Raw genomic sequence first — 25,170 nt, forward strand, 5'->3', positions numbered from 1 at the left:
ACCCGTCACCGCCGGCCCCCGGCTCAGTAGGGCAGCCTGCCGAGCGACTGGCCGGGGTTCCACTTCGTTATCGACGGCGCCCGGGGCGTTTCGGCGCCAGGGATGGGTTCGTACGTCTCAGGTTCCGGGGGGCGTCTGGCCCCGCGACCCGATCGGCCCGTCTGCTGCGGTCTCTGCCGCGGCGCGGGAGGCTGCTCGTACTCGGGTCTCGCGGCGGTCGATCGTCGCTCACGAGGAGAGGCGGTCTCGGCCGCCTGCCCATCTCGAACGGTCTGCCTTCTCGCGTCACGATCCTCTCGCCGCTCACGAGCCCGTGCGTCCCGCGCAGCGCGGCGGCGGTGGGCGCCCTCCTCACGGTCGGCGCGTCGGCTGGCCGCGCCTTCCCCTCGCCCCGCCCGTCGATCACCGGCATCGTCACGCCGATCGGTGCTCGTTCGACGTGGCTCCCTACCCCCGATCGAGTATCGACTGCCCGGAGCCAGGCTGTCTCCCGGAGCCAGGCTGTCGCCCGGAGACCGGCTGTCGCCCCTAGGCCGGCCGTCGCCCGGAGACCGGTCCGCGTTATCCGCCGGCAACCGCCAGTCGAAACCGCGCGAGTGATCCGGGCCCGACGTCGCGCCGATGTCGCCACCCACCTCTTCCGCGAATTCCGCACCGCGGTCGCTCGCAGTCCCGGGCTCGGTGCGGCGCACGGCGTCGGTACCGGTCTCGGGGCCGCTCTCATGCGCACTGCGGCTGGTGCGTGCGACGAGGCCGCCGCTCGCGGTGAAGAGCCGTTCGATGGGGCCGGCGGCGAAGATCGCACGCCACAGAGTCGTCGTCAGTGCCACGCCCGCCATCACGACGAACAGCGACCCCACCGGGAGGATCGCCGCGGTGTCCCTGATGCCCAGCGGGGCGAGCAGGGCGCTGGTCGCCTGCGCGAGACGTGTGCCCGCGTCCGGGGCGAGGAGGCAGGTGGCGAGGATGGCCGCCGACACCGTCAGAGCCTGCGATCCGAGGGCCGACAGGGGCAGGAGCAGCCAGCGCAGGGGCTGCCCGACGAGCAGGCACAGCGCGAGGATCGCCAGCGCGAGGGTGGATGCGCCCAGCACGTCGACAACGCCCGGCGAGGTAGCGAACAAGATTTCGGAGGCGGAGAGGTCCGCGGCTCTGCCAATGCCCGCGGCGTCGAAACCCAGCCCGGAGGCGAAGAGGAGGTGCAGGCTGCTGCCGCGCGGGGCGCGATCCAGGGCTGCTCCAGCGGCGGCCGCGAAGAGGGTGCCACTGGCGGCGAGCAGGGTGAATGCGCACCGGGCGCGGTCGTGAGGGAGGCGCCCGACAGCCATCCCGCAGAGGAACGGTGAGCACCAGGTCAGCACGGGAAACGTGCCGGAGCAGACCATCGAGCCGAGCACCCGGACAGTGGGCGAGGGTTCGGGCGTCGCAAGCCACAGTTGGAGGAGGACATTGGCGCTCGGGAGTGCGACCAGGCAGACGCCCGCGACCAGGAAGAGGGTTCTCGCCCGCAGGCGCTGCAGCAGGAGGGCGAGCAGACTGAGCGTCGCGACGAGCTGCAGTATCTCGGCAGGCATCGCCGTGCCCGCTGTACCGAGCGATGCACACACTCCACCCGTCGCGAACAGCAGCACGGCCCGTACGGCAACGCGCAGGCTCCTGGCTGCGCCCGGCGCAGCGACAGGGCCCGCGCCGAGCGCCAGCGTCACCGCGACCCCCGACACCACCACGAAGAGGGCGGCGGAGGCGAGCCCTGTGAGCGGAACCGCCGCACCCATCAGGCCGCCCGCAGCGCCACCACTCGTAAGACCCGCACTTCCCACAGCGTCACCGCCCGCACTGCTCGCTGCCACGAACCAGCAGAACAGCAGCCCGACGACGGCGACGCCGCGGGCGACGTCGACTCCGATCATCCGGCCCGCTCCACCGAACAGGCGCTCGGGCATTCTCGCCAGCCACCCCCGTCGACCCTCGAAGGGCGCATCCGTCACGTCGCCACCCCGGTGCCCAGACGCCGGCGACGCTGCGGGTGCTGGGCCCTCGCGACCGCGTCGCGGGGGCCGCTCGCGAACCACCGCCACACCGACCGAGTACGACCCGGAGGAACGGTATGGCTCGCGGGAGGGTGAGCGGGTGGCGGTGCTCGTCATGCCGGGTTTCCTTCTCGTCGTGGGTTACCCCCCGACAAGAGTAAACGAGTTTCACTCAGTAATGAAGTTTGCTCAGCCCAGGTCGATCGTTTGTTCAGCTGTCACCGGGAAAGGGGCTCAGCGGCGCACGTCGACGACCGTGCGGCCCCGGACCGTTCCGGCGAGAATCCGGTCGGCGACGCCGAAGACCTCCGCGAGCCCGACCGTCGTGGTCATCGAATCGAGCAGCACTCCGTCGAGCTCCTCGGCCAGTGCCGCCCAGGCGCGCTCCCGTAATTCGATCGGCGCATTCACCGAGTTCGCTCCGGTCAGGGTGACGGCGCGCAGGATGAACGGCAGCACCGTCACGGGCAGATCGCTACCCTGGGCGAGCCCGCACGCGACGACCGTGCCTTTGTACTTCGTCTGTGCGAGCACATTCGCGAGGGTCGCGCTGCCGACAGAATCGATGGCCCCGGCAAAGCGCTGCGTCTGCAGTGGCTTGCCCGGCTCCGAGAACTCCGCCCGGTCGATCACGTCGGAAGCCCCCAGTGTGCGGAGGTACGCACCGTGCTCCTCGAGGCGACCCGTCGATGCGGTGACCGTGTAGCCGCGTGCGGCCAGCAGCGCGATCGCGATCGATCCGACTCCGCCCGCGGCTCCGGTGACGAGCACGGGCCCGTCGGAGGGCGAGACTTCCGCGTCGCCCAGCGCGAGCACGGCGATCATCGCGGCGAACCCCGCGGTGCCGATGGCGGCGGCACGCTCGGGCGTGATCGCCCGAGGCAGAAGGAGCAGAGCATCCGGTCGCACCTTCGCCCTCTCGGCGAGACCTCCGAACCGCGTCTCGCCGATGCCGTCGCCGTTCAGAACCACCCGATCACCCGGCGTGAAGCGCGGCGACTTCGAGGCGGTGACCGTACCCACGAGATCGATGCCCGGAACGAGCGGCAGAGTGCGCACGATCGAACCCTTGCCGCGCAGCGCGAGCCCGTCTTTGTAGTTGATGCTCGAGAACAGGACGTCGATCGAGACCTCGGCGTCGGGCAGGGAATCGTCATCGATCTCTGTGAGTGCGGCGGGCAGGTCTTCGGCGACCACGATGGCTCGGAACATGCCTTCACCCTAGCCCGGCCAGTGCTTTACGGTTGAGGCATGACGCACAGCGGGCTGCAGCAGACCGGGACGAGCCCCACGCCCTTCGTGCCGCGATCGACGCGGGCGCTGCCGGCGCCCGAGCGACGCCGCGCCTCGCTCATGGTCATTCTCGACAACGTCTTCTTCTTTCTCGGGGCCGTCGCCGCGGGGTGGCTCGCCTACCTGATCCTCACCGAGACGTTCAGTCGCGGGTTCCAGTACGTGTGGTTCCTTCTGGTGTTCTGGCTGTTGCTCGCCTACCTGCTGCTGCCTCGCATCCACAGCATGCTGACCCTGATCTATGTTCCCGACTATTTCATCGGGCGGGCGCGCACGCACGAGGGCCTGCTGGGCGACCCGGTCAATCTCGCGCTGTTCGGCTCCGAGGCGCAGCTGCACACGGCGATGCTGGCGGCCGGATGGCACAGGGCCGACGAGGTCGGCTTTCGCAGTGCGCTCCGCATTGTCACGTCGACGATCTTTCGTCGCAGCTACTCCGATGCGCCGGTGAGCCCGCTCTACCTCTTCGGCAACATCCAGGACTTCACGTACCAGCAGGAGGTCGCGGGCAACCCGGCGAAACGCCACCACGTGCGGTTCTGGAAGACGCCGCCCGGCTGGCTTCTGCCCGGCGGATATTCAGCCGAATGGATGGCCGCCGGCACGTACGATCGCAATGTCGGACTCTCGCTGTTCACTCTGCAGGTGACGCACCGCATCGAGCGCGAGACCGATATCGAGCGCGACCACATCGTGACCACGCTGGAGCAGGCGAACCCCGAGGGCGTGTTCACGGTCATCCGCAACTTCTCGACCGGGTACCACGCCGTCAACGGCGGTGGCGACGCGATCACGACCGACGGTGACCTGCCGATCATCGACCTGGGCGCGGTGACGCCGTCTGCCGCGGGAATGTCGAGCGCGGCGATCGTTGACTCGTCCCTCCTGCCCGCCGATGCCTCGCTGCTCGGGCAGAAGGTGATGAAGACGGCACGGGACTCGGGGGCGTCGAACCGCGTGAAGCGGCCGATCACCATCTACGTGAGCTACCTGCTGATGATCGCGCGCGGGGCGATCGGTGTCGCCTCGGTGATCTCCGTGCTGACGACCTGGGCGGATTCGGTACAGACCGTCACCATCGACGTGCCGGTCGGCCCGGATGTGAACACGCAAGAGGTGGCGAACGCGGTGCTCTGGGCAGTGATCATCGTCTCGATCGGAGGGTTCGCAGCGTACCTGCTGCTGGCGCAACTGATCTTCGCAGGGTTCAACGGCGCACGCTTCTTCGCGATGAGCGTCAGCCTGCTCGGTGCGGCCGCTGTTGCCGTGGACTACTTCACCAATGGAACGGCGATCACTCTCACGACGGGGCTCGTGAACCTGTCGTTCGACATTCTCGTGCTGTTCGCTCTGTCGAGTGCCGATGCCCGCACCTTCGCCCGGCAACGCCGCGCGCGCCGCCTGTCCCGGAACGGCGTGGGCCGCGAAGCACTCGGCGGCTGAGGAACGCTTCAAGGTGCGCCGGGCGCTGGCTCATGCGCTCGCGCAGGTGCTACAACTGACGATGTGTCGGGTTATGAGGTGCAGTTGAGCGGTGCGGCCGCCTCACGCCTCGTCGTGCATGACGAGATCGTTGACCGCCTGGTCTTCGATGCGCCCGGCCATCGCCTGATGATCGGCCTGAGAGCGGCCATCCTTCCCGGATGCCGCCCCATCAGCGCGGGACGGCATCCGGGTTCTCGACGACTCCCCGCCGCAACACCTGACGTACGTTCGTCTGAGTGTGTCGAGCTGGAGTGAGCTGAATCTTCGGCAGTACAGCAGACAGACGGATCAGTCGTGCTCCCCAGAGACCGTCGACTTCCTGGAACTTAGCTGGTTCGAGACGACAAAACGGTCGGTCACGGTGAGCGGCCCCACGAGAATCCCAGGCGATCTGCAGCATCTGACGGTGAGCGGCCCGAACCTGCGAATCGAGGTGCGGGCGGGGCTCAGTTGAGGGGGCGGGTGCCGCCGGGGAGTTCGCCGTTTGCGTAGAGGTCGATGGCGAGGTCGGCGAGGGCGGTGAGGGCGACCCGCTGGGTCCAGGGGCCGTACGAGATACGGGCCACGCCGAGCTTCTCGAGGGTGGCGGGTGCGAGTGACCCGGGAACGCCGATGACGCTCACGCGGTACTGGCCGATGCCCTCGACCAGGCGCTCGACGGTGGTGAGGTCGAGCTTGCCGGGCACGAAGACGCAGGCCGCGCCCGCGTCGAGGAACGCCCGCCCGCGCTCGATCGCATCGGCGACGACGTCGTCTACCGGGCGGTCGCCGGCCTTCACGAACGCATCGGTGCGCGCGTTGAGCACGAAGTTCACGTTCTCTGCCCGGCCCGCGGCGACCACGGCTTTGACAGCTGCGACGGCCTCGTCGAGCGGCTTCATCTGGTCTTCGAGGTTCGCGCCGACGATGCCCACGCCGATCGCCCTGCGCGTCGTCTCACCCGCGTTGCCGTAACCCGCCTCGAGGTCGGCGCTGACCGGGAGATCGGTCGAGCCCGCGATGCGCCCGATCATGTCGATCATGAGCTCGACCGGGATGTTCTCGCCGTCTTCGTACCCGTACAGCGCTGCGATGCTGTGGCTCGCCGTAGCCAGCGCCGTGGTCTCGGGAATGTCGGCTACCGCGCGGGCGCTGATCACATCCCACACGTTCACGACAGAGAGAAGTTCGGGCGAGGTGTGCAGGCGGAGGAGTTCATCGGCCTTGGTCTGGATCGAAGTCATGGCCCCAGCCTAGAACCGCCCTCAGAATGTGAGCGTGGCGCTTGACAGATCTGTGTGCAACCGGCAGAAAAGGTCGGCTGTGGAGGAGCAGTCACCGCACACGACGAGTTGGGTGCGGCAGGCCAGGTCGCGACAGTTCTGCATGTGACTCGTGGGGGAACCACAGCGGTGACACGAGCCGATCGGCCGGGCATCCGGAGTGAAATCGATCGACATCCGCTCGTCGAACACGTAGAGCGATCCTTTCCACAGGCCGGCGTCGCCGAACGTCTCGCCGTAGCGCACGATGCCCCCGTCGAGCTGGAATACGCTGCCGAACCCGCGCGCGAGCATCAGCGACGACAACACCTCGCAGCGGATGCCGCCGGTGCAGTAGGTCACGATCGGCCTGTCTTTGAGGTGGTCGTACTTTCCGTTGTCGAGCTCGGCCACGATGTCGCGGGAGTTGCCGACCTCGGGTACGACTGCGCCGTCGAAACGGCCGATCTGGGCCTCGAACGCGTTGCGAGCGTCGAAGAAGACGACCTCGTCGCCGGCATCCTTCTGCTGGTCGACCAGCTCGTGCAGTTCGCTGGGCGAGAGCCTGGTTCCTCCTCCGACGACCCCCCGATCATCCACTCGCAGCTCGTCGGAAGCGCCGAAACTGACGATCTCGTCACGCACTCGCACGCTGAGACGGGGGAAGTCGAGCGAGACACCGGCCTCGTCGAGGGTGCTTCCTTCGCTCCACTTCACATCGATCGTCGAGAACGGCGGATAGTCGCGCGTCTTGCGCAGATAGGTCTTCACGGCGTCGATCTCGCCGCCCAGGGTTGCGTTGATGCCGTGCGACGAGAGGATGATGCGGCCCCGGAGCCCCAGGCCCTCGCAGAGGTCGCGCTGCCAGAGGCGCAGTGCTTCAGCGTCCGGCAGGGGCGTGAAGACATAGAAGAGGATGATCTTCGAAACGGCCACTCTCCGATTTTACCGGAGCGCCTTCGCACCGGCCTCGCTCACAGCCACCCCCGCTTCTTGAACGCGAAGTACAGCGCCACCCCCGACCCGAGCATGAGAGCCAGTGCGAACGGATAGCCGAAGTACCAGTTCAGTTCGGGCATGTTGGTGAAGTTCATCCCGTAGATCGCCGCCACCAGTGTCGGTGCGAACAGCACCGCTGCCCACGACGAGATCTTCTTGACCTGTTCGCCCTGTGCCAGGCTCGTCTCGGTCATGCGCGTCATCTCGTCGTTCTGACGCTCGGCGACAAGTGTCGAATGCACCGTCAGGGCGTTTTCGAGCAGCGACCTGAACGAGTCCGCACGATCGGTGACCCGCGTGACGTGGTCGGCGACATCGCGGAAGTGCCGCTTCATCTCCAGCTCCGCCTCACCGGTCAGCCCGTCGACCAGCCGCGCCATCATGTCGTCGAGCGGCCTCGTCGCACGCTGAAAGTCGATGACCTCCCGCAGCAGATCGTAAATGCGCTTCGACACCTCGCGATCGCCGCTGAAGAGCTGGTCTTCGATCTCGTCGATGTCGTTCTGCAGCCCGTCGAGAACGGGCGCATACTCGTCGACGATGAGATCGAGGATGCCGTACAGAATCATGTGAGGACCCTCAGCGAGCAGATCGGGGTGAGCCTCCAAACGCTTCCGAACCGTGCCGATGTCGGGAAAGTCGGAGTGGCTCACCGACACCATGAAGTCGGGACCCATGAACACGTGCACCTCCCCGAACTTCACCTTCTCGACGTCGTCGAGGTATTCGGCCGGCCGCAGCACGACGAACAGCGTCTCGCCGTAGCGTTCGAGTTTGGAGCGCTGGTGGCCGGTGAGTGCGTCCTCCACCGCAAGGTGATGCAGGTTCAGCTCGTCGGCGACGGCCCGCAGCTCCGTCTTGTCGGGGTGCAGCATGTCGATCCACGCGACTCCCTGGTGCTCGCGCATCACCTCGAACGTCTCGTCGAGGGTCTTCGGCTCGGCCGTGCGCCGGCCGCCGACGTACACCGCGTTGTCTGTGATGGTCACTGGATGCCCGTTCTTCTCTTCGTCTGACTGTCGGCGCACCGCGTGGGGTACCCGCACCTCATTCTGCGCCGGCAGCCTGCAGGCGGCGTGCTTCGAGCACCGCCATGGCAGCCGCGTGACCGCCGAGTGCGCTGACGGCGCCGCCGCGGCGCGAACCGGATCCGCAGAGCAGGATGCGTTCGTGGGCCGTCGCGACGCCCCACCGCTCGGCGGCGGTGTCGAGCGGCTCGTCGTCGCTCGCCCAGGGCCACGAGAGCGGGCCGTGGAAGATATTGCCCCCGGGCATCCGCAGGACGTATTCGAGGTCGAGGGTGGTCTTGGTCTCGATACACGGGTTGCCGGCGGCGTCGCGCATGAGGCACCCTTCGATCGGCTCGGCCAGCACGCTGTTGAGCGAGGCGAGCACCGAGGCCTGCACCTCGGCGCGGAAGGCGTCGTTCGACGCCTCGGTGACGAGTCGGTGGGGCACGTGCAGGGCGAAGACGGTGAGCGTCTGGGCTCCGGATGCCTGCAGCTCGGCCGACAGCTTGCTCGGGTCGGTCAGCGTGTGGCAGTAGATCTCGGCGGGCAGCGGGTTCGGAAGGGTGCCGCCCGCCGCCTGCAGGTACGCGTCGTCGAGCTGGCGGTAGCCCTCGTTGATGTGGAACGTTCCGCCGAACGCCGCCTCGGGGGAGACACTCGCGTCGAGCAGCTTCGGCAGCCGGGTGAGCAGCAGGTTCACCTTCGCCTGGGCGCCCTCCGCCGCACCCGCACCCGCACCCGCGCCCGCGCCCTCGCCCTCACCCTCGCCCTCACCCTCGCCCGCGGTCGACGCGGCGGGGGTCGTGACCAGCAGGTCGAGCACGGCGGGGGCGACGTTCGCGAGCACGGTGTCCGCCTGCAGCGTGATGGTCGGCGAGGCGGATGCAGCGGCGGCACCCGGGGTACCGGCACCGGCCCGGCGGTACGTCACCGCGCCGCCGGGGGTGAGCGCCACGACCTCGGCGCCCGTCACGACCGTGGCACCGGCATCCGTCGCCGCCTTCAGCAGGGCGGCCGTCACCGCGCCCATGCCGCCGATCGGAACGTCCCAGTCGCCCGTTCCACCGCCCATCAGGTGGTAGAGGAAGCAGATGTTCTGGGCCAGGTCGTCGTCGTGGGCGCGGGCGAAGGTGCCGATCAGGGCGTCGGTCAGCATCACTCCGCGAACCGTGTCGTTCTGGATGTACGCCTCGATGATCTCGCCGACGGGCCGCTCGACCATCGCCGTCCAGATGTGAGACCCGCCCGCGTCGATCACCTGCTGCCGCAGCTCATCGCGGCGGCGGAGCGGCTCGGTCACGCTCGGCCAGAGCTGTCGGGCGAGAAAGGCGGTGTGCTCGGAGAACTCGAGAAAGAGGGCCGCGTCGTCTTCGGCACCGATCGCGGCGAAGGATGCGATCGTGGCGGCTAGATCTGCCGTGTCGACGAGCAGCCCGCGGTCCGACCCGGGAACGGGGGTGTACGACGAGAAACGGCGCCTGACCAGGGTGATGTCGAGTTCGAGGTCGTCGATGATCTTCTGCGGCAGGAGGCTGACCAGGTACGAATAGCGGGAGAGGCGGGCATCCACCCCCTCGAACGGCGACGCTGAAACAGCGGCTCCGCCGACCTCGGGCAGGCGCTCGAGGAGCGTGACGTCGAGGCCGGCCCGGGCGAGGTAGGCGGCTGCGGCCAGGCCGTTGTGCCCTCCGCCCACGATGACGACGTCGGCGAACCGGCCGGTCGTCGCGCCGTCGTCGCCGGCGAATGGATGATCGATCACCCGTCGAGCATACGACCCGGGCCGGCGCAGGCTAGAGTGTGAGCATGCACAGTCGTTGGTATGCGTATTTCGGGTCGGCTCTGGGAGGGCCGACGCTGTAAGCGCGCACCACCCCCCAGAGCCACCCGGCAGAGACAACGGTCTCTGCCTTTCGCCTTTAAATGGCGGGTCGGCCGGGTGGTCGCTCGCCGGAACGGAACCGTTTCATGAGTACCACCGGCACTGCCGCATCCACCGAAGACCTGCGGGTCACCCGTTTCGCGCCGCTGCCCACCCCGGCCGACCTGCGCACCGAACTGCCGCTCTCGGCCGCGCAGGCCGAGCTCGTGTCCTCGACGCGCGAGCAGGTCGAGGCGATCGTCGCCGGGCGCGATCCGCGGCTTCTGCTCGTGGTCGGGCCCTGCTCGGTGCACGACCCCGAAGCGGCGCTGGAGTACGCCCGGCGCCTCGCACCGCTCGCGCACGAAGTGAGGGAGTCGGTGCTCGTCGTGATGCGGGTGTACTTCGAGAAGCCCCGATCCACGGGCGGATGGAAGGGGCTCATCAACGATCCGTACCTGAACGGTACGCACCGGGTGGCCGACGGATTGCGCATCGCCAGGCTGCTGCTCCGCGACATCCTGAGCCTCGGACTGCCGGTGGGATGCGAGTTCCTCGAGCCCACGAGCCCGCAGTACATCGCCGATGCCGTGAGCTGGGGCGCGATCGGTGCGCGCACGACCGAGAGCCAGATCCACCGGCAGCTCGCGTCGGGGCTCTCGATGCCGGTCGGCTTCAAGAATGCAACCGACGGTGACGTGCAGGTGGCGGTCGACGGATGCGTGTCGTCGGCCCAGCCGCACGTCTTCTTCGGAATCGATGAGCACGGTTTGGCGGCTGCGGTCGAGACGACCGGCAATGCGGCGGGGCACGTCATCCTCCGCGGCGGGCGCCAGGGGCCGAACTCGTCGTCGGAGTCGGTCGCAGCCGCAGCCGCCCTGCTCGCGCGGGCCGGCCTCGAGCCACGGATGATCGTCGACGCGAGCCACGCCAACAGCGGCAAGGACCACGTGCGCCAGGTGGCGGTCGTGCGTGAGCTGGCCGCACAACTGGAGTCGGGCGATCCGATCTCGGGAATCATGATGGAGAGCTTTCTCGTCGGCGGGGCGCAGAAGCTCGATGCACAGGCGCTCGGGTCGCTCATGTTCGGGCAGAGCGCGACGGATGCGTGCATCGACTGGGCCACGACCGAGGTTCTCGTGCGGGAGCTCGCGGTGGCGGCATCCGCTCGCCTGCCCGTACCCCTCCCCCTGCCCCTGACCGTGCCCGCCTCCTGAATCGGCCACTGAGGGGCCGGAATCGTTCCCTAGGCGCACGGGATCCACGATTCGGGTCCCCTCGCTACGCTCCGCGGGTTCGCGAGTGTCGGGCGGGCGAACTAGGGTGGCGGGCAGAATGAGAATGGATGCTCTGCGCGCCGGTTCGCGGCCCCTGACAATGACGTATTCACCGGCGCGCCCGGTGAATCTGCGCCAGACCGTCGGTCCGCTGCTGCGAGGGCAGCACGAGCCCACCATGCGGTTCACGGCGAACGGGTTCTGGCGGGTGTTCCTGACGCCGTGCGGCCCGGCGACGCTTCACGCCGAGGAGCGCGGTGGTTCGATTGCCGCGACGGCGTGGGGCGAGGGCGCCGAATGGGTGCTGGATGCTCTGCCCGAACTGCTGGGCAGGGGCGACGACTGGAGCGAGCTCGACCTGTCGCGGGTGCCGCCGCTCGCGGAGGTGCGGCGGCAGCATCCGGGGCTGTGGCTCACGTCGACCTCGCTCGTGTTCGAGGTGCTCGTGCCCGCGATTCTCGAGCAGAAGGTCACGACGCTCGAGGCCCGGCGGGCGTGGCGGTACCTCGTGCTGAAGTACGGGCAGGTGCCGCCGGGGCCTGCGCCCGAGGGTATGCGGGTGCAGCCGAGCCCCCGCGAGTGGCAGCTCATTCCGTCGTGGGAGTGGCACCGGGCGGGAGTGGGGCCCGAGCGGTCGCGGGCGGTGCTGGCGGCGGCGGCGGTCGCGGCGGGGTTGGATCGGCTGTGCGCGGGTGGCGCGGGCGGTGCGGGCGGTGCTCGGCTCGTCGAGGGCGTGCTCGAGAAGCTGCAGAGCGTGCGTGGCATCGGACCGTGGACCGCCGCGGAGACGAGCCAACGCTCCCACGGGCATCCTGATGCCGTCAGTGTCGGCGACTACCACCTCGCGGCGCACGTCGGCTGGGTGCTGATCGGCGAGCCCGTCGACGACGCCGGAATGCTCGAACTGCTGGAGCCGTGGCGCGGGCATCGACAGCGGGTGGTGCGCCTGATTCTCGCCAGCGGCGTCGCAAAGCCCCGGTTCGGTCCGCGGGCCACGATCCAGGATCATCGCTGGCACTGACGCATCCATCGGCGGCGACCATCGGCGGCGCGGTCTGTCGTCACCGGCTGCGGGTGACACCGGCGTTATCCTCAGGGCATGGTCGAGAAGGTACTTCCGAACGGCTCGGTCCGCGAGGCCCACGGCGACGAAGCGGTCGGGGGTGCCGACGGGGCGGTAGCGGCGCACCCAGGCGGAGTGGGCGTAGCGGCAGCGGTGTGGCCCGATGCGGTGGGCGGCGCCTATCGTGGCGGCGATCGCAGCGCCGACCGCAGCGCCGATCGTGGTGAGTTCGCGGGGCTCGGGCCTGAGGTTGTCGCGCTCGTGCGGCGGTGGCTCGACGAGGGCCCGCAAGCCGAGACATCCGCGGCCCGACTGGCGACCGTGCTCCGTGACCCCCGGGGGCTCGAGTTCACGACGGAGTTCGTCGATGGGGTCGTGCGTCCCGAAGACAGCGTCGTCGCTGCGAAGAACCTCGAGCGGCTCGCTGCCCTCAGACCGGAGTTTCTGCCACGGAGCCTCCGAACGGCCATCCGTGTCGCCAGTTCTGTCGGTGAAGCGCTGCCGTGGGCGGTCGTCCCCACGTCCAGACGCGTGCTCCGACGGATGACCGGTCACCTCATCGCCGACGCCACGCCGTCCAAGCTCGGCCAGACGATCGCCGAGCTCCGTGCCGACGGATCGCGCGTCGACCTCGACCTCGTGGGCCCGGCAGTGCTGGGGAACTCCGGGGCCGCACGGCGCCTGCGCGGGATCTGCGAACTCCTCGCCCGCGACGATGTCGACCGTGTGTCGCTCAGGGTGTCGTCTGTGGCGTCCGGCCTCTCGCTGTGGGCGTTCGACGAGACGGTCGAGCGGGTCGCCGAGTCACTCGTTCCGCTCTTCGAGCTGGCCCTGCCCCGGGCATCCGGTGCCGGCGGACTGGTCGGCTGGTCGAAACTCGTCACCCTCGTCATCCAGACGCCCCGTGATGCCGAGCTGACGGTCGCCGTGCTGCAGAACATCCTCGCTCGACCGAAGTTCGCTGCACTCGAGGCCGGAATCGAGCTTCCGGCCTCTCTTCCCGGAGCTTTCGGCGTGCTGCAGGGGGTGCAGGCGTGGGCTGCGGCCCGCGTGGAGAAGGGGAATGCGGCGGTGCGGGTACGGCTTGTCGAGGGCGACCGCCCGGCGGAACAGCGAGATGCTGCAGAACAGCGAGAGGCTGCGGAACTGCGAGAGGCTGCGGAACTGCGAGAGGCTGCGGAACTGCGAGAGGCTGCGGAACTGCGAGAGGCTGCGGAGCGGGGCGATGCGGCGGCGGGGCGCGAGGCGGGGGAGCGGGGCGATGCGGCGGCCAGGCGCGATGACGCGCTCGGCGGCCCGATCGGGGGCGACGCGAATTACCTGAGCCTGTTGGAATGGGCGCTGCGGCCGGAGCACCTGCGGGCTGTACACCTCGGGGTGGCGACACGAAACCTCTTCCACAGTGCTTTTGCATGGCTGCTGGCCGAGCAGCGCGGGGTGGTGACCGGTGGGGCGGGTATCCGCGATACGGCCGGTACCGCGGATACTGGAGCATCCGCAGCATCCGCAGCATCCGCGGCATCCGCGGCATCCGCGGCACCCGCACCCACACCCGCACCCGCACCCGCATCCGCAGCGCCCGTCGGCGACCGCGAGGCCGCGGCACACCTCGAGTTCGAGGTGCCGCCCGGCGCAGACGGTGCGCAGGTCGACGCGATGCGGCACCAGGTGGGTCCGGTGGTGCTCACCGTTCCGATCGTGCAGCCTCACGACATTTCGTTCGTGACCGCGCGGCTGAGTGCGCTGCTCCGTGCGGCTGCCCGCGACGACAACTTCCTGGCCGATGAACGGGTCTTCGACCGTGAGCGAGCTCGGTTCGTCGCCTCCCTCGCTGGGCTGAGCGCCGGCTGGAACCGTCCTGAGCCGCTCGATGAAGGCGCCGGAGCATCGACGTCCACACCCGACAACAGCCCGATGTCACCCGCTCCTCGGGAGTGGGCCAGGCGCATCCTCGCCCGGGTCGCGTCATCGCAGGATGGCGCACAGACGATAGCGACCGCCCGCGTCATCGATGCCGCAGACCTCGATGGGCTCGTCGCCTGGGCGGCCGCGGCCGGAACCCGGTGGGGCAGCGAACCCACCTCTGCTCGCGTGTCAGCCCTCCACCGCGCAGCGGTATCGATCGAGGCGAACCGCGACCGTCTGATTGTGGTCTCGGCGGGCGAGACCGGAACCACGCTCGCAGAGGGAGACTCCGAGGTGAGTGCGGCAATCGCGCTCGCGGCCGAGTACGCACGGCGTGCTCCCGAACTCGAGTCGATCGAGGGCGCCCGCTTCGAGCCGGCGGGGCTGGTCGCCGTACTGCCGTCATGGCGATCCCCTCTGGCAGATGCCGCAGCGGGAGTGTTCTCGGCCCTCGCGGCCGGTTCGGCGGTGATCCTCTCGCCGGCGCCGGAGTCGGCGCGCTCCGCCGCGGTCCTGGCCGAGGCGCTCTGGGAGTCCGGCATCCCGCGCGACCTCCTCGTACTGGTCGATCTCGCCGGCGCGGCGGCGTCTGAGCTCGCTGGGGCGGATCTCGATGGGGCGGATCTCGCTGGGGCGTCCGATCTCGCCGGCGCGGCGGCGCCTGATCTCGCGGGCGCGCCCGCCGGGCCGGGCTCCGGCACCCTCACCCATCACCTCATCACCGATCCCCGGGTCGCCCGCGTTGTCGTGAGCGCGTCGCCGACGATCGCAGCCCGCTACCACTCCTGGCGCCCCGATCCGTCGCTCATCGTGCACGCGGATGGCGGCCCGAACTCCTTCATCGTGACGCCCAGCGCCGACATCGACCTCGCCGTGGCCGATATCGTCGCCAGCGCTTTCGACCGCGCGGGGCAGCGCAGCACGGCAGCGAGCCTTGTCATCCTCGTCGGGTCGGTCGCCACGTCTCAGCGCTTCGTTGCATAACTGGCCGACGCCGTGACAGCGCTTCGTGCGGCCGCGGCGGATGACCTCGCGGCCGACGTCGGTCCGATCATCCGGCCCGCCAGTGGCACGACCCGTGACGCCCTCACCCGCCTCGACGCCGGCGAGCACTGGCTCGTCGAACCCCGCCCCACGGATGAAAGCGGCACTCTGTGGTCTCCCGGCGTGCGCACGGGAGTCACCCCTCTGTCGCCGTTCGCTCTGACGGCACACCCCGCGCCTGTGCTCGGCGTCGTGCACGTCTCGACCCTGGAGGAGGCGATCGCGGTGCAGAACGGCAGCGGAGCCGCTCTCGCCGCGGGGCTGCACTCCCTCGATCCGATGGAGGTCGCCCAGTGGCTGGCAGGTGCCGAGGCCTCGAACCTCGTCATCAATGCGGCTTTCAGCGGGGGTGCCGGGCAGATGGATCCGCTGGACGGTCGCAGGCGAGCATCCGTGATTCCGTTCGATGGGAATGCCCTGCTGCAACTCGGCGACTGGAGGGCCGAACCCGGCACCGAAAGCGCCGACATCAGCCTGGCCGGGCTCGACGACAGAGTTCGAGAGCTGCTCGAATCCACGATCGACGTGCTCGATTGGCGCCAGTTCGACGGCGTGCGGAGTGCGGCACTGAGCGACCAGGACGCCTGGGGCGACGTGTTCGGGGCCGCCGGGGTGAGCGAGCCGGGAGCCGAGCCGGCCGTGCTGCGGTACCGCCCGGTTCCCGTGGTCGTTCGGTTGGCCGAAGGCGAGCCACTCGAGAAGCTCGTGCGTGTGCTCGCGGCGGGAACGCGGGCACACGCATCCCTCGGCGTGACGACAGCGTTGAAGCTGCCGCGGCCCCTGCGCGCCCTCCTCAAGGAGCGGCGGGTGCGCGTGTTCGTCGAGAACGACGCGGCCTGGCTCGAACGTGCGTCCAAGGTCGGCGCAGGTTCCTCACGCATCCGGATGATCGGGGGCGACGTTCGCGCACTCGCAGACGCCCTGGCAGGAAGCCCCGACGTGGCCGTGTTCGCCGGCGAGGTCACGGGCGGAGGCCGCATCGAGCTGCTGCCGTTCCTCCGCGAGCAGACGGTGAGGGCCGGGAACGCACCTACCTCTCGGTGAGGCGGACGCACCTACCTCTTGATGAGGTTCGACAGTACGATCGCGCTTCGCGTGTGGTCGACGTTCGGCGCGATGCGCACCCGCTCGAGGGCGAGTTCGAGGCTCGGGATGTCGCGCGAGCGCATGTGCACGATCGCGTCGGCGCTGCCCGTCACCGTGCCCGCGTCGACGACCTCCGGTACGCCCGACAGGATGCGCTTCAACTCCGCCGGCGCGACCGTGCCCCTGCAGAAGAGTTCGACGTAGGCCTCGGTCACCTTGCCGTCGAGCGAGGTGTCGAGCAGCACCGTGAACCCGCGGATGATTCCGTCTGCGATCAACCGGTCTATCCGCCGTTTCACCGCTGAGGCCGACAGCCCGATGACCTGGCCGATGTCGCCGTATCCCGTGCGGGCATTGAGCTTCAGGAGGTCGATGATACGAAAGTCGAGGTTGTCCATTCCAGGAAGCCTATGACGTTTTCTTGCATCTTGCAGGTATCGACGCACATTTCCAGCGCCATTCGACCACCTGTTGCCATAACAGGCGTGCCAGACTGGAGGCCTGGCGTGCTCTTCGGGGCCTCAGGACGACGTCCGCCATCCGTCACTCACGAAGGATGCCCGTGTCTACACAGTTGCCCCTGCCCCTCGCCGCCGAGCGTCGCGAACGCCTGGCCAAGCCGCACACCTACCTCATGTGCCGCCCCGACTACTTCACGGTCACGTACAAGATCAATCCGTGGATGGACCCCGCCATCCCCACCGACACGAACCTCGCCTTGGCCCAGTGGCAGACCCTCTACGACACCTTCATCGCGCTCGGGCACACCGTCGAACTCATCGACCAGATCGACGGACTGCCCGACATGGTCTACTCGGCCAACGGCGGTTTCGTCATCGACAACCTCGCCTACGGTGCCCGGTTCACGCATCCTGAGCGCCAGGCCGAAGGCCCCGCGTACATGCGCTGGTTCGCGTCGGCCGGCTTCACGGTCGCTGAACCGCAGAACGTCAACGAGGGCGAAGGCGACTTCATGCTGGTCGGCAACACGATCCTCGCCGGCACGGGCTTTCGCAGTGCATCCAACTCACACGAAGAGGTCGCGGGCCTCTACGACCGCGAGGTCGTCACGCTCACGCTCGTGAACCCGAATTTCTACCACCTCGACACCGCCATCGCCGTGCTGAACGAGTCGGCCGATGAGGCTCCGGATGCCGCGACCATCGCCTATCTCCCGAGTGCCTTCGACGCCCCCAGTCGCGCAGAACTCGAGCGGCGGTACCCCGATGCGATCCTCGTCAGCGAAGCCGACGCCGCCGTGCTCGGGCTGAACTCGATCTCCGACGGCTACAACGTGGTCATCGCTTCGCGCGCCACGGGGTTCGAGGAGCAGCTCCGCGAGCGCGGGTACAACCCGATCGGCGTCGACCTCTCCGAGCTGCTACTCGGTGGCGGCGGAGTGAAGTGCTGCACGTTGGAGCTGCGCCGATGACCCCCCTCGACACAGTGTCCGCAACCGACGCCGGTCTCGCCGGAACCCGTCTGGCCGACTCCGGTCTTGCCGACGCCGGCCTCACCCACGAACACCACGCTGACTCGCATCTCACCGACGCGGCTATCGCCCGCGAGGAGGCGCACGCCGCCCACAACTACCTTCCGCTGCCGATCGTCGTCGAATCCGGCGACGGGGCCTGGGTCACCGCGGTCGATGGCCGCCGTTACCTCGACTGCCTCGCCGCCTACTCGGCCGTGAACTTCGGTCACTCGAACCCCGTGCTGCTGGATGCTGCCCGCGAGCAGCTGGGCCGCATCACGCTCACCTCGCGCGCCTTCCACAACGACCGGCTTGGCCCGTTCGTCGAAGCGCTCGCGGCTCTCGCCGGCAAAGACATGGTGCTGCCGATGAACACCGGCGCCGAGGCCGTGGAGTCGGGTATCAAGGTCGCCCGCGCCTGGGGGTACCGCGTGAAAGGTGTCGCCGACGGTATGGCGAACATCGTGGTGGCCGACGGTAACTTCCACGGGCGAACGATCTCGATCGTGAGCTTCTCCGACGATGCCTCGGCACGTGACGGCTTCGGCCCGTTCACTCCCGGCTTCCGCTCGGTGCCCTACGGCGACGCGGCAGCGCTCGAGGCGGCGATCGACGAGAACACGGTGGCCGTGCTGCTCGAGCCCATCCAGGGCGAGGCCGGAATCATCGTGCCGCCCGCCAGCTACCTGCCCGCCGTGCGCGACATCTGCACGGCGCACAGCGTGCTGATGATCGCAGACGAGATCCAGTCCGGCCTCGGCCGAACCGGTACCACCTTCGCGTGCGATCGTGTCGGTGTCGTGCCCGACCTGTACCTGCTCGGCAAGGCGCTCGGCGGTGGTATCGTTCCCGTCTCGGCCGTGGTCGGCAACGCCGACATCCTCGGAGTTCTCCGCCCCGGTGAGCACGGCTCCACGTTCGGCGGCAACCCGCTCGCGGCGGCTGTCGGCTCGGCCGTCGTCGCGATGCTCGCCACGGGCGAGTACCAACGGCTCGCGGATGACCGGGGCGCCCTTCTCGCGGCGCGCCTGCAGGCGCTCCTCGGTCACGGGGTCGTCGCCGTGCGCACCGCGGGTCTCTGGGCCGGGATCGACATCGACCCCGCGCTCGCCTCCGGTCGCGCGGTCTGCGAACGGCTGATGCAGCGCGGCGTGCTCGCAAAAGACACCCACGGCTCGACCATCCGCCTCGCGCCCCCTCTCGTCGTCTCGGCAGAAGACCTCGACTGGGCTGTCGACCAACTCGCCGCGGTTCTCGAGGAGCTTGGGGCGAAGTAACGCGAACCGTTCCAATTTGCGCAAAAGCACCCAAACCGGCCACCTTCGGTGCTTTTGCGCAAAACGGAACTACAGTTCAGCGCGCTCCGCGGCCTCGGCACGGGCCCGCGGCACGAGCCGCTCGAGCTGCGTCACGTGGCGTGGTTCGAGTTCTTCGAGCGAATTCACGCCCAGCAGGCGCATCGTACGCACGATCTCGCCGCTCAGGATCTGGATCATCCGGTCGACCCCCTCTCGCCCGCCGGCCATCAGGCCATAGAGGTAGGCCCGCCCGACCAGCGTGAAGCGTGCACCGAGCGCGACCGCAGCGACGATGTCGGCGCCCGACATGATGCCCGTGTCGAGATGCACCTCGAGGTCGTCGCCCACCTCCCGCACCACCTCCGGAAGCAGATGGAACGGAATCGGCGCCCGGTCGAGCTGGCGCCCGCCGTGGTTCGAGAGCACGATACCGTCGACCCCGAGATCGGCGAGCCGGCGGGCGTCCTCGACGTTCTGCACGCCCTTGACCACGATCTTGCCGGGCCACTGCGCCTTGATCCAGGCCAGGTCGTCGAAGGTGACGGTCGGGTCGAACATCGAGTCGAGCAGTTCGCCGACGGTGCCCGACCAGCGGTCGAGCGACGCGAACGCCAGCGGTTCGGTGGTCAAAAAGTTGATCCACCATTCCGGCCGGGGAAGCGCATTGATGACCGTTCCGGCCGTGAGCTGCGGCGGGATCGAGAACCCGTTCCGTTTGTCGCGGAGCCGCGCACCGGCGACCGGAACGTCGACCGTGACCAGCAGAGTGTCGAACCCTGCTGCGGCTGCCCTTTCGACCAGCGCCATCGAGCGGGGTCGGTCCTTCCACATGTACAGCTGGAACCAGTTGCGACCGTTCGGGTTGGCGGCTTTGACGTCTTCGATGGCTGTCGTGCCCATCGTCGACAACGAGAAGGGGATGCCTGCGGCCGCCGCCGCTCCAGCGCCCGCGATCTCGCCCTCCGTCTGCATCATCCGCGTGAATCCCGTCGGCGCAATACCGAACGGCATCGCGACCGGTGCCCCGAGAACATCCCATCCGGTGCTCACCGTCGAAACGTCGCGCAGGATGGCCGGGTTGAACTGGATGTCTTCGAACGCTTGGCGAGCGCGTGCCAGGCTGATCTCCCCCTCGGCCGCACCCTCGGTGTAGTCGAAGGCGGCCTTCGGCGTGCGACGCTTGGCGATCGTGCGCAGGTCGGCGATGGTCACCGCGCCCTCGAGGCGACGGCGCTTCGCGTTGAGGTCGGGTGCCTTGAAGTGCATGAGTGGCGCAAGGTCGCGCACCTTCGGAATGCGACGGTCAACCATGGTGGGGTCCTTTCGGGGTGGGGTCAGCTACGGAAGAAATACGGGGGCTGGTCGAGGCATGGATGCCCGGCGGCCCGTCCTGTGTCGAAGGGAAAGCGAAAGCCCGGGATGCTGCGACCGCGGCTCTCGGGGGAGTGCCGAATCCGGCTTCCGCGTAGTACCCGGTGATGTGGTCGTCGACGACCCGGCGTGCGTCGGTGGCGTCTGCAGACCGGATCGCTGCGACGATCGCTCGATGTTCGCGCCTGAGGCGGGCGGAGGTCTCCCGCCATGACGCGAGGTTCGGCAGGCCCGCGATCGCGTAACTCTCGATCGAATTGCGGAGCCCGGTCATCATCGCCGCGATCACTTCATTGCCGGCTGCCTCGGCGAGCGCGTAGTGGAACTGCGCGTCGAGCGCCAGAAACTCCTCCGGGGTCGGCTCCGCGGCCCCGGAGGCCTCCATCGCGTCGAGGATCTCGACGGCCGCCGAGAGGTCTGGCGGGATGCCGGGCGAGGCCCCCGATTCGGCGCTTGCCCCAGCCCGGGCGTTGGCCGCAGCCCCTGCCCTAGCCGCTGCCCCTGCCCCGGCCCGGGCGTTGGCCGCAGCCCCGGCCCTAGCCGCTGCCCCTGCCCCGGCCCGGGCGTTGGCCGCAGCCCCGGCCCGGGCGTTGGCCGCAACCGCACCCGCAGCCGCTGCCTCAGCCCCGGCGACCGCCTCAGCGAGCTGCCCCGCGACGGCGGTCTCGAGGATGAGCCGGGTTGACACCACATGATCGACCCGGAACCCCTGGGCCGCGACCTGGAGCCTGATCAGCGACGACATCCCCCCTGACGGCCGCGCGATGATGATGGCCCCGGAGCCCGGCCCTGAGCCGGTCTGCGTGCGCAACAGCCCCAGCACCTCGAGTACTCTCAGTGCCTCGCGAACGGAGGACCGCCCGACCCCGAGCTCAGCCGCGAGAGTGCGCTCCGAGGGGAGGTGGTCGCCGGGCATCAGTTCACCGGCGAGCAGGCGGTTCTCGATGTGGGCGAGCACGTCTTGCCACGCACGAGTACCCGTCGCCGCAGCTGCCTCGCCGATCATCCGGAACCTTCGCCGTTGGGGCGCCGAACCTCCCGACGCCGATGTGGTCTGACCATGTGGTCTGACCACACGATAGCCGTCTTCCCGCTCGAACGCCAGAGCTGCAGGTCATAGCCCTGTCATAGGAAACGCCGAGTGCGCCGGGAGGGTCGAAGCGCACAGTGGCTGCATGACCCCGGATGACTCCCTCGCCCTCGACGTCGTTGTGCCCGTCTACAATGAACAAACAGCCCTCGAGCCCAGTATCCGGCGCCTCGCCGGATACCTGACCGAGGCCGTGCGGGTGCCGTGGCAGATCACGATCGCCGACAACGCGAGTGTCGACGACACGCCGTCGATCGCTGACGCCCTGGCAGCTCGGATGCCCCAGGTGCGAGTCATCCATACCGACCGCAAGGGTCGCGGGCATGCGCTCAAGCTGGCCTGGGGTTCCTCCACGGCTCGGGTGCTCGCCTATGTCGACGTCGACCTGTCGACCGATCTGTCGGCGCTACCGCCACTCATCGCCCCGCTTCTGTCGGGTCACTCAGACCTGGCAATCGGCACCCGGCTCTCCCGATCCTCCCGGGTGGTGCGAGGGGGCAAGCGCGAGTTCATCTCCCGCAGCTACAACGTGCTGCTGCACGGGATGCTCGGGGTCAGCTTCTCCGACGCCCAGTGCGGCTTCAAGGCCATTCGATCGGATGTCGCGGCCAAACTCCTGCCACTCGTGCACGATGACGCGTGGTTCTTCGACACAGAACTGTTGGTGATCGCGCAGCGGAGCGGTCTACGCATCCACGAGGTGCCCGTCGACTGGATCGACGACCTCGACTCCCGGGTCGACATCGTGCCGACCGCGATGGAAGACCTGCGCGGCGTTGTGCGGGTCGGCCGCGACCTGATGCGAGGGGTCATTCCCGTGCAGTCGGTCTACGCCGAGCTGGGGCGCTCGCCGATCGGGGCGGTGGCGCGACCCTCGTTCCTCGGGCAGGTCGTGCGCTTCGGCGTGGTCGGGGTTGCCTCGACCATCGTCTATGCGCTGCTCTACCTCCTCTTCCAGGGCGTGTTCGGCGCCCAGGGGGCGAACTTCGCGGCACTGCTGCTGACGACAATCGCGAACACCTGGGCCAACCGGCGCTTCACCTTCGGCATTCGGGGGCCCGAGAAGGCTGCCACCCACCAGTTCCAGGGGCTGATCGTCTTCGCGATCGCCTGGGCCATTACGGCCGGCTCCCTGGTGGGGCTGAACCTGCTTGCTCCGGATGCTCCTCCTTCCGTCGAGCTGATCACGCTCACCATCGCCAATCTGGTCGCTACGGCCGTGCGGTTCGTGCTTCTGCGCCGATGGGTGTTCAGGGCGCCGAGAGACTCCTCCACAGATGTTGTCACTGGCGTGTTATCCACAGATTCCACCGGGGCCCGGCGCCCGACCGTTGCGCTCGCCCAGGATGAGTCGCATGGTCGGCTCCCCACTGATTCAGCGTCCCCGACAGCCCTCACCTCCCCCACAGTTTCAGCTCCTCCCGCACAGAAAGCGAACGCCGCCTGATGACCAGCAGCACTCTCCCCAGACCCTCCGCGCCCACCGCGCACGGGGGTACCGCCCAGCTGAACGGGCGCATCCGATCTCTCGGTCGTTCCTTGATACGCGGCCGGGTGGAGCATGCGGCGTGGGAACGACCGGCGTTCCTCGGGCTTCTGCTGGTCACGGCGATCGCGTACTTCACCAACCTGACGAGCAGTGGCTATGCAAACGAGTTCTACTCGGCTGCCGTGCAGGCGGGTTCGACGAACTGGGAGGCCTTTCTCTTCGGGTCGTCTGACGCGGGCAACTCGATCACCGTCGACAAGCCGCCGGCGTCCCTCTGGGTGATGGCGCTCTCCGTTCGGGTCTTCGGGCTGAGTTCGTTCTCCATCCTCATGCCCGAGGTGATCATGGGCCTCGTGACCGTCGCACTGGTCTTCGTCATCGTTCGACGGCACTTCTCGGCGGGCGCGGCGCTGCTCGCCGGCGGTGTGCTGGCGGCGACACCGGTTGCGGCGCTGATGTTCCGTTTCAACAACCCCGACGCGTTGCTCGTGCTGCTCATGACCGCATCGGTGTACTTCACCCTGCGGGCGATCGAGAGCGGGCGGATGCGCTGGCTGCTGCTGGCGGGCACGATGATCGGCTTCGGCTTTCTCACCAAACAGCTCCAGGCGTTCGTGATCCTTCCGCCGCTGGTGCTCGCCTACGGCTGGGCGGCGCCGGTGACCTTCGGTAAGCGCGTGCTCCGTCTCTTCGCGGCACTCGGCGCCGTCATCGTTTCGGCGGGCTGGTGGGTCGCTCTGGTCGAGCTCGTACCCGCCTCGATGCGCCCGTACGTCGGCGGTTCGCAGAACAATGACTTTCTCGAGCTCACCTTCGGCTACAACGGCTTCGGCCGCCTCACCGGCGCCGAGACCGGCAGTGTGACGGGTGGCGGCGGTGCCACGGCCACCGGAGGGCAGTGGGGTGCGACCGGCATCACCCGCCTCCTCGACGGGGAGTTCGGCGGCCAGATCGCCTGGCTCATTCCTGCTGCACTCGTGCTGATGGTGACCGGGTTCGTGCTGCTGCGGCGCCAGAAACGGGTGGATGCCCGCCGAGCCATTCTCATCATGTTCGGAGGATGGCTGCTGGTGACGGGGCTCGTCTTCAGCTTCATGGCCGGCATCTTCCATGCGTACTACACGGTCGCGCTGGCGCCCGCCATCGCGGGCACCGTCGGGGCGGGCGCGATCCTGCTGTGGAACACCCGCCGGCGGTTGTGGGCACGCATTGTGCTCGCGGTGGTCGTGCTCGGCACCGGCGTCTGGGCGTACTCACTGCTCACCCGGGCGACCGACTGGCTGCCGTGGTTGAAGTTCGTGGTTCTCGCGCTCGCCGTGGTGGGGGCCGGGATGCTCGTGGTGCGCTGGAAACGGCGGGCTCTGCGTGTGGCGACCCTCGCCATCGCGGTCACGGCGTCGCTCCTGGCGCCGACCGCCTACACGATCCAGACGCTGAGCACCGCGCACACCGGCTCGATCGTCACGGCGGGGCCGACGGTCGCCTCGTCGACCGGCTTCGGTCGCGGCGGCGGCTTCGGTGGCGCGGGCGGTGGCAGAACGGGGGGCCAGGGCGGTTTCACTCCGCCCGGCGGAACCGCAGGTGGCACTGCGCCCGGCGGAACCGCGGGTGGAACGACCGGTACCCCGCCGGGCGGTACCGCCGTCGGCGGAACGACCGGCACCGGTGCGACGGGCACGACGGGTGGCACGGCCCGCGCCCGCGGCGGAGCCGGCGGCGGTGGGCTGCTTGGCGGAGCAACCGTCAGCAGCCGGGTCAGCGCGCTGCTTTCGGCGAATGCCTCCGACTACACCTGGGCGGCGGCAGCGGTCGGGTCGCAGAACGCGGCCAGCTACCAGCTCGCAAGCCAGGCGGCGGTCATGCCGCTCGGTGGGTTCAACGGCAGCGACCCTTCGCCCACCCTCGACGAGTTCAAGGCCTACGTGGCATCGGGCAAGATCCATTACTTCATCTCGTCAGGATCGATCGGTGCTTCGAACGGCGGCAGCTCGGTCTCGTCGGAGATCGCGAGCTGGGTGGCCTCGACCTTCACCGCGACGACGGTCGACGGCACGACCCTCTACGACCTGACCTCGACCGCCGCGACCAGCTGATCCGGCGCAGTGCCGCTGATCCCGCAGCGTCTCGCTGGCCCAGCGGCACCCGGCGGATAGG

General features: G+C 68.9%; 17 protein-coding genes and 1 pseudogene. 8 read left to right on the plus strand and 10 right to left on the minus strand.

Annotation, left to right across the window (positions count from 1 at the left end; all coding sequences use genetic code 11):
• Nucleotides 1-23: 23 nt before the first annotated feature.
• Together B7R24_RS00940 and B7R24_RS00945 are read right to left on the minus strand one after the other, a co-directional pair.
• Complete coding sequence (locus B7R24_RS00940) at nucleotides 24-2,147, minus strand: heparan-alpha-glucosaminide N-acetyltransferase domain-containing protein (protein WP_116417098.1); 2,124 nt, start codon at nucleotides 2,145-2,147, stop codon at nucleotides 24-26.
• A gap of 117 nt (nucleotides 2,148-2,264) precedes the next feature.
• Nucleotides 2,265-3,242 carry an MDR family oxidoreductase gene (locus B7R24_RS00945; RefSeq protein ID WP_116417099.1) on the minus strand — a complete coding sequence of 326 codons (978 nt, stop codon included), beginning with the start codon at nucleotides 3,240-3,242 and terminating at the stop codon, nucleotides 2,265-2,267.
• Nucleotides 3,243-3,281: 39 nt separating this feature from the next.
• On the opposite strand from B7R24_RS00945, the gene B7R24_RS00950 reads away from it, so the two are divergent.
• Entirely contained in the window at nucleotides 3,282-4,766 is a 1,485-nt protein-coding gene (locus tag B7R24_RS00950) for an LssY C-terminal domain-containing protein (protein WP_253259189.1), read from the plus strand.
• 102 nt (nucleotides 4,767-4,868) lie between these two features.
• Here the strand turns inward: B7R24_RS00950 and B7R24_RS18235 are convergent, their stop codons facing one another.
• The 5 genes from B7R24_RS18235 to B7R24_RS00970 form a co-directional block, all read right to left on the minus strand.
• On the minus strand, nucleotides 4,869-4,994 hold the full coding sequence (locus B7R24_RS18235) for a hypothetical protein (RefSeq protein WP_301182444.1): 126 nt from the start codon (nucleotides 4,992-4,994) through the stop codon (nucleotides 4,869-4,871).
• 260 nt (nucleotides 4,995-5,254) lie between these two features.
• Nucleotides 5,255-6,031, minus strand: a complete 777-nt coding sequence (locus B7R24_RS00955; protein WP_116417100.1) for an isocitrate lyase/PEP mutase family protein — start codon at nucleotides 6,029-6,031, stop codon at nucleotides 5,255-5,257.
• Nucleotides 6,032-6,052: 21 nt separating this feature from the next.
• Complete coding sequence (gene trhO / locus B7R24_RS00960) at nucleotides 6,053-6,985, minus strand: oxygen-dependent tRNA uridine(34) hydroxylase TrhO (RefSeq protein WP_116417101.1); 933 nt, start codon at nucleotides 6,983-6,985, stop codon at nucleotides 6,053-6,055.
• Between the two features lie 38 nt (nucleotides 6,986-7,023).
• The gene (locus tag B7R24_RS00965) at nucleotides 7,024-8,037 is read right to left on the minus strand and encodes a magnesium and cobalt transport protein CorA (protein ID WP_116417102.1); all 1,014 of its coding nucleotides are present in this window, start codon (nucleotides 8,035-8,037) and stop codon (nucleotides 7,024-7,026) included.
• 58 nt (nucleotides 8,038-8,095) lie between these two features.
• Nucleotides 8,096-9,820, minus strand: a complete 1,725-nt coding sequence (locus B7R24_RS00970; RefSeq protein ID WP_253259190.1) for a phytoene desaturase family protein — start codon at nucleotides 9,818-9,820, stop codon at nucleotides 8,096-8,098.
• 206 nt (nucleotides 9,821-10,026) lie between these two features.
• Between B7R24_RS00970 and B7R24_RS00975 the strand changes: the two genes are divergently transcribed.
• The 3 genes and pseudogenes from B7R24_RS00975 to B7R24_RS18355 all read left to right on the plus strand — a co-directional run bounded on the left by B7R24_RS00975 (nucleotide 10,027) and on the right by B7R24_RS18355 (nucleotide 16,252).
• Complete coding sequence (locus B7R24_RS00975) at nucleotides 10,027-11,136, plus strand: 3-deoxy-7-phosphoheptulonate synthase (RefSeq protein ID WP_116417103.1); 1,110 nt, start codon at nucleotides 10,027-10,029, stop codon at nucleotides 11,134-11,136.
• A 160-nt stretch (nucleotides 11,137-11,296) separates the two neighbouring features.
• Complete coding sequence (locus B7R24_RS00980; RefSeq protein ID WP_253259191.1) at nucleotides 11,297-12,217, plus strand: DNA-3-methyladenine glycosylase family protein; 921 nt, start codon at nucleotides 11,297-11,299, stop codon at nucleotides 12,215-12,217.
• Nucleotides 12,218-12,802: 585 nt separating this feature from the next.
• Nucleotides 12,803-16,252, plus strand: a pseudogene (locus B7R24_RS18355) (aldehyde dehydrogenase family protein).
• Nucleotides 16,253-16,263: 11 nt separating this feature from the next.
• Here the strand turns inward: B7R24_RS18355 and B7R24_RS00995 are convergent.
• A complete protein-coding gene (locus B7R24_RS00995; RefSeq protein WP_116281334.1) occupies nucleotides 16,264-16,692 on the minus strand; it encodes an Lrp/AsnC family transcriptional regulator in 429 nt (142 codons plus the stop codon).
• Between the two features lie 158 nt (nucleotides 16,693-16,850).
• Here B7R24_RS00995 and ddaH point away from each other — a divergent pair, with 158 nt between their 5' ends.
• On the plus strand, nucleotides 16,851-17,726 hold the full coding sequence (gene ddaH, locus B7R24_RS01000) for a dimethylargininase (RefSeq protein ID WP_116417107.1): 876 nt from the start codon (nucleotides 16,851-16,853) through the stop codon (nucleotides 17,724-17,726).
• A complete protein-coding gene (gene rocD, locus B7R24_RS01005) occupies nucleotides 17,723-19,045 on the plus strand; it encodes an ornithine--oxo-acid transaminase (protein WP_116417108.1) in 1,323 nt (440 codons plus the stop codon). The genes ddaH and rocD overlap by 4 nt, the downstream gene beginning before the upstream one ends.
• 69 nt (nucleotides 19,046-19,114) lie before the next feature.
• Here rocD and B7R24_RS01010 read toward each other — a convergent pair whose 3' ends face one another.
• Together B7R24_RS01010 and B7R24_RS01015 are read right to left on the minus strand one after the other, a co-directional pair.
• Entirely contained in the window at nucleotides 19,115-20,377 is a 1,263-nt protein-coding gene (locus B7R24_RS01010; protein WP_116417109.1) for an alpha-hydroxy acid oxidase, read from the minus strand.
• A complete protein-coding gene (locus B7R24_RS01015; RefSeq protein ID WP_116417110.1) occupies nucleotides 20,370-21,443 on the minus strand; it encodes a FadR/GntR family transcriptional regulator in 1,074 nt (357 codons plus the stop codon). Before B7R24_RS01015 ends, B7R24_RS01010 begins: the two co-directional genes overlap by 8 nt.
• Before the next feature lie 169 nt (nucleotides 21,444-21,612).
• Here B7R24_RS01015 and B7R24_RS01020 point away from each other — a divergent pair, with 169 nt between their 5' ends.
• Together B7R24_RS01020 and B7R24_RS01025 are read left to right on the plus strand one after the other, a co-directional pair.
• Complete coding sequence (locus B7R24_RS01020) at nucleotides 21,613-22,974, plus strand: bifunctional glycosyltransferase family 2/GtrA family protein (protein WP_116417111.1); 1,362 nt, start codon at nucleotides 21,613-21,615, stop codon at nucleotides 22,972-22,974.
• Nucleotides 22,974-25,109, plus strand: coding sequence for a glycosyltransferase family 39 protein (locus tag B7R24_RS01025; RefSeq protein WP_116417112.1), 2,136 nt, complete (start codon nucleotides 22,974-22,976; stop codon nucleotides 25,107-25,109). The genes B7R24_RS01020 and B7R24_RS01025 overlap by 1 nt, the downstream gene beginning before the upstream one ends.
• Nucleotides 25,110-25,170: the final 61 nt, after the last annotated feature.

Origin of the sequence: Subtercola boreus, assembly GCF_003399645.1 — a bacterium.
Classification (GTDB): domain Bacteria; phylum Actinomycetota; class Actinomycetes; order Actinomycetales; family Microbacteriaceae; genus Subtercola; species Subtercola boreus_A.

What these genes read in the sequence shown, in the direction of transcription:
- B7R24_RS00940 (WP_116417098.1), bottom strand. Translation starts at nt 2,147, where the DNA reads ATGACGAGCACCGCCACCCGCTCACCCTCCCGCGAGCCATACCGTTCC.
- B7R24_RS00945 (WP_116417099.1), bottom strand. Translation starts at nt 3,242, where the DNA reads ATGTTCCGAGCCATCGTGGTCGCCGAAGACCTGCCCGCCGCACTCACA.
- B7R24_RS00950 (WP_253259189.1), top strand. Translation starts at nt 3,282, where the DNA reads ATGACGCACAGCGGGCTGCAGCAGACCGGGACGAGCCCCACGCCCTTC.
- B7R24_RS18235 (WP_301182444.1), bottom strand. Translation starts at nt 4,994, where the DNA reads ATGCCGTCCCGCGCTGATGGGGCGGCATCCGGGAAGGATGGCCGCTCT.
- B7R24_RS00955 (WP_116417100.1), bottom strand. Translation starts at nt 6,031, where the DNA reads ATGACTTCGATCCAGACCAAGGCCGATGAACTCCTCCGCCTGCACACC.
- B7R24_RS00975 (WP_116417103.1), top strand. Translation starts at nt 10,027, where the DNA reads ATGAGTACCACCGGCACTGCCGCATCCACCGAAGACCTGCGGGTCACC.
- B7R24_RS00980 (WP_253259191.1), top strand. Translation starts at nt 11,297, where the DNA reads ATGACGTATTCACCGGCGCGCCCGGTGAATCTGCGCCAGACCGTCGGT.
- B7R24_RS00995 (WP_116281334.1), bottom strand. Translation starts at nt 16,692, where the DNA reads ATGGACAACCTCGACTTTCGTATCATCGACCTCCTGAAGCTCAATGCC.
- ddaH (WP_116417107.1), top strand. Translation starts at nt 16,851, where the DNA reads ATGCCCGTGTCTACACAGTTGCCCCTGCCCCTCGCCGCCGAGCGTCGC.
- rocD (WP_116417108.1), top strand. Translation starts at nt 17,723, where the DNA reads ATGACCCCCCTCGACACAGTGTCCGCAACCGACGCCGGTCTCGCCGGA.
- B7R24_RS01010 (WP_116417109.1), bottom strand. Translation starts at nt 20,377, where the DNA reads ATGGTTGACCGTCGCATTCCGAAGGTGCGCGACCTTGCGCCACTCATG.
- B7R24_RS01015 (WP_116417110.1), bottom strand. Translation starts at nt 21,443, where the DNA reads ATGATCGGCGAGGCAGCTGCGGCGACGGGTACTCGTGCGTGGCAAGAC.
- B7R24_RS01020 (WP_116417111.1), top strand. Translation starts at nt 21,613, where the DNA reads ATGACCCCGGATGACTCCCTCGCCCTCGACGTCGTTGTGCCCGTCTAC.
- B7R24_RS01025 (WP_116417112.1), top strand. Translation starts at nt 22,974, where the DNA reads ATGACCAGCAGCACTCTCCCCAGACCCTCCGCGCCCACCGCGCACGGG.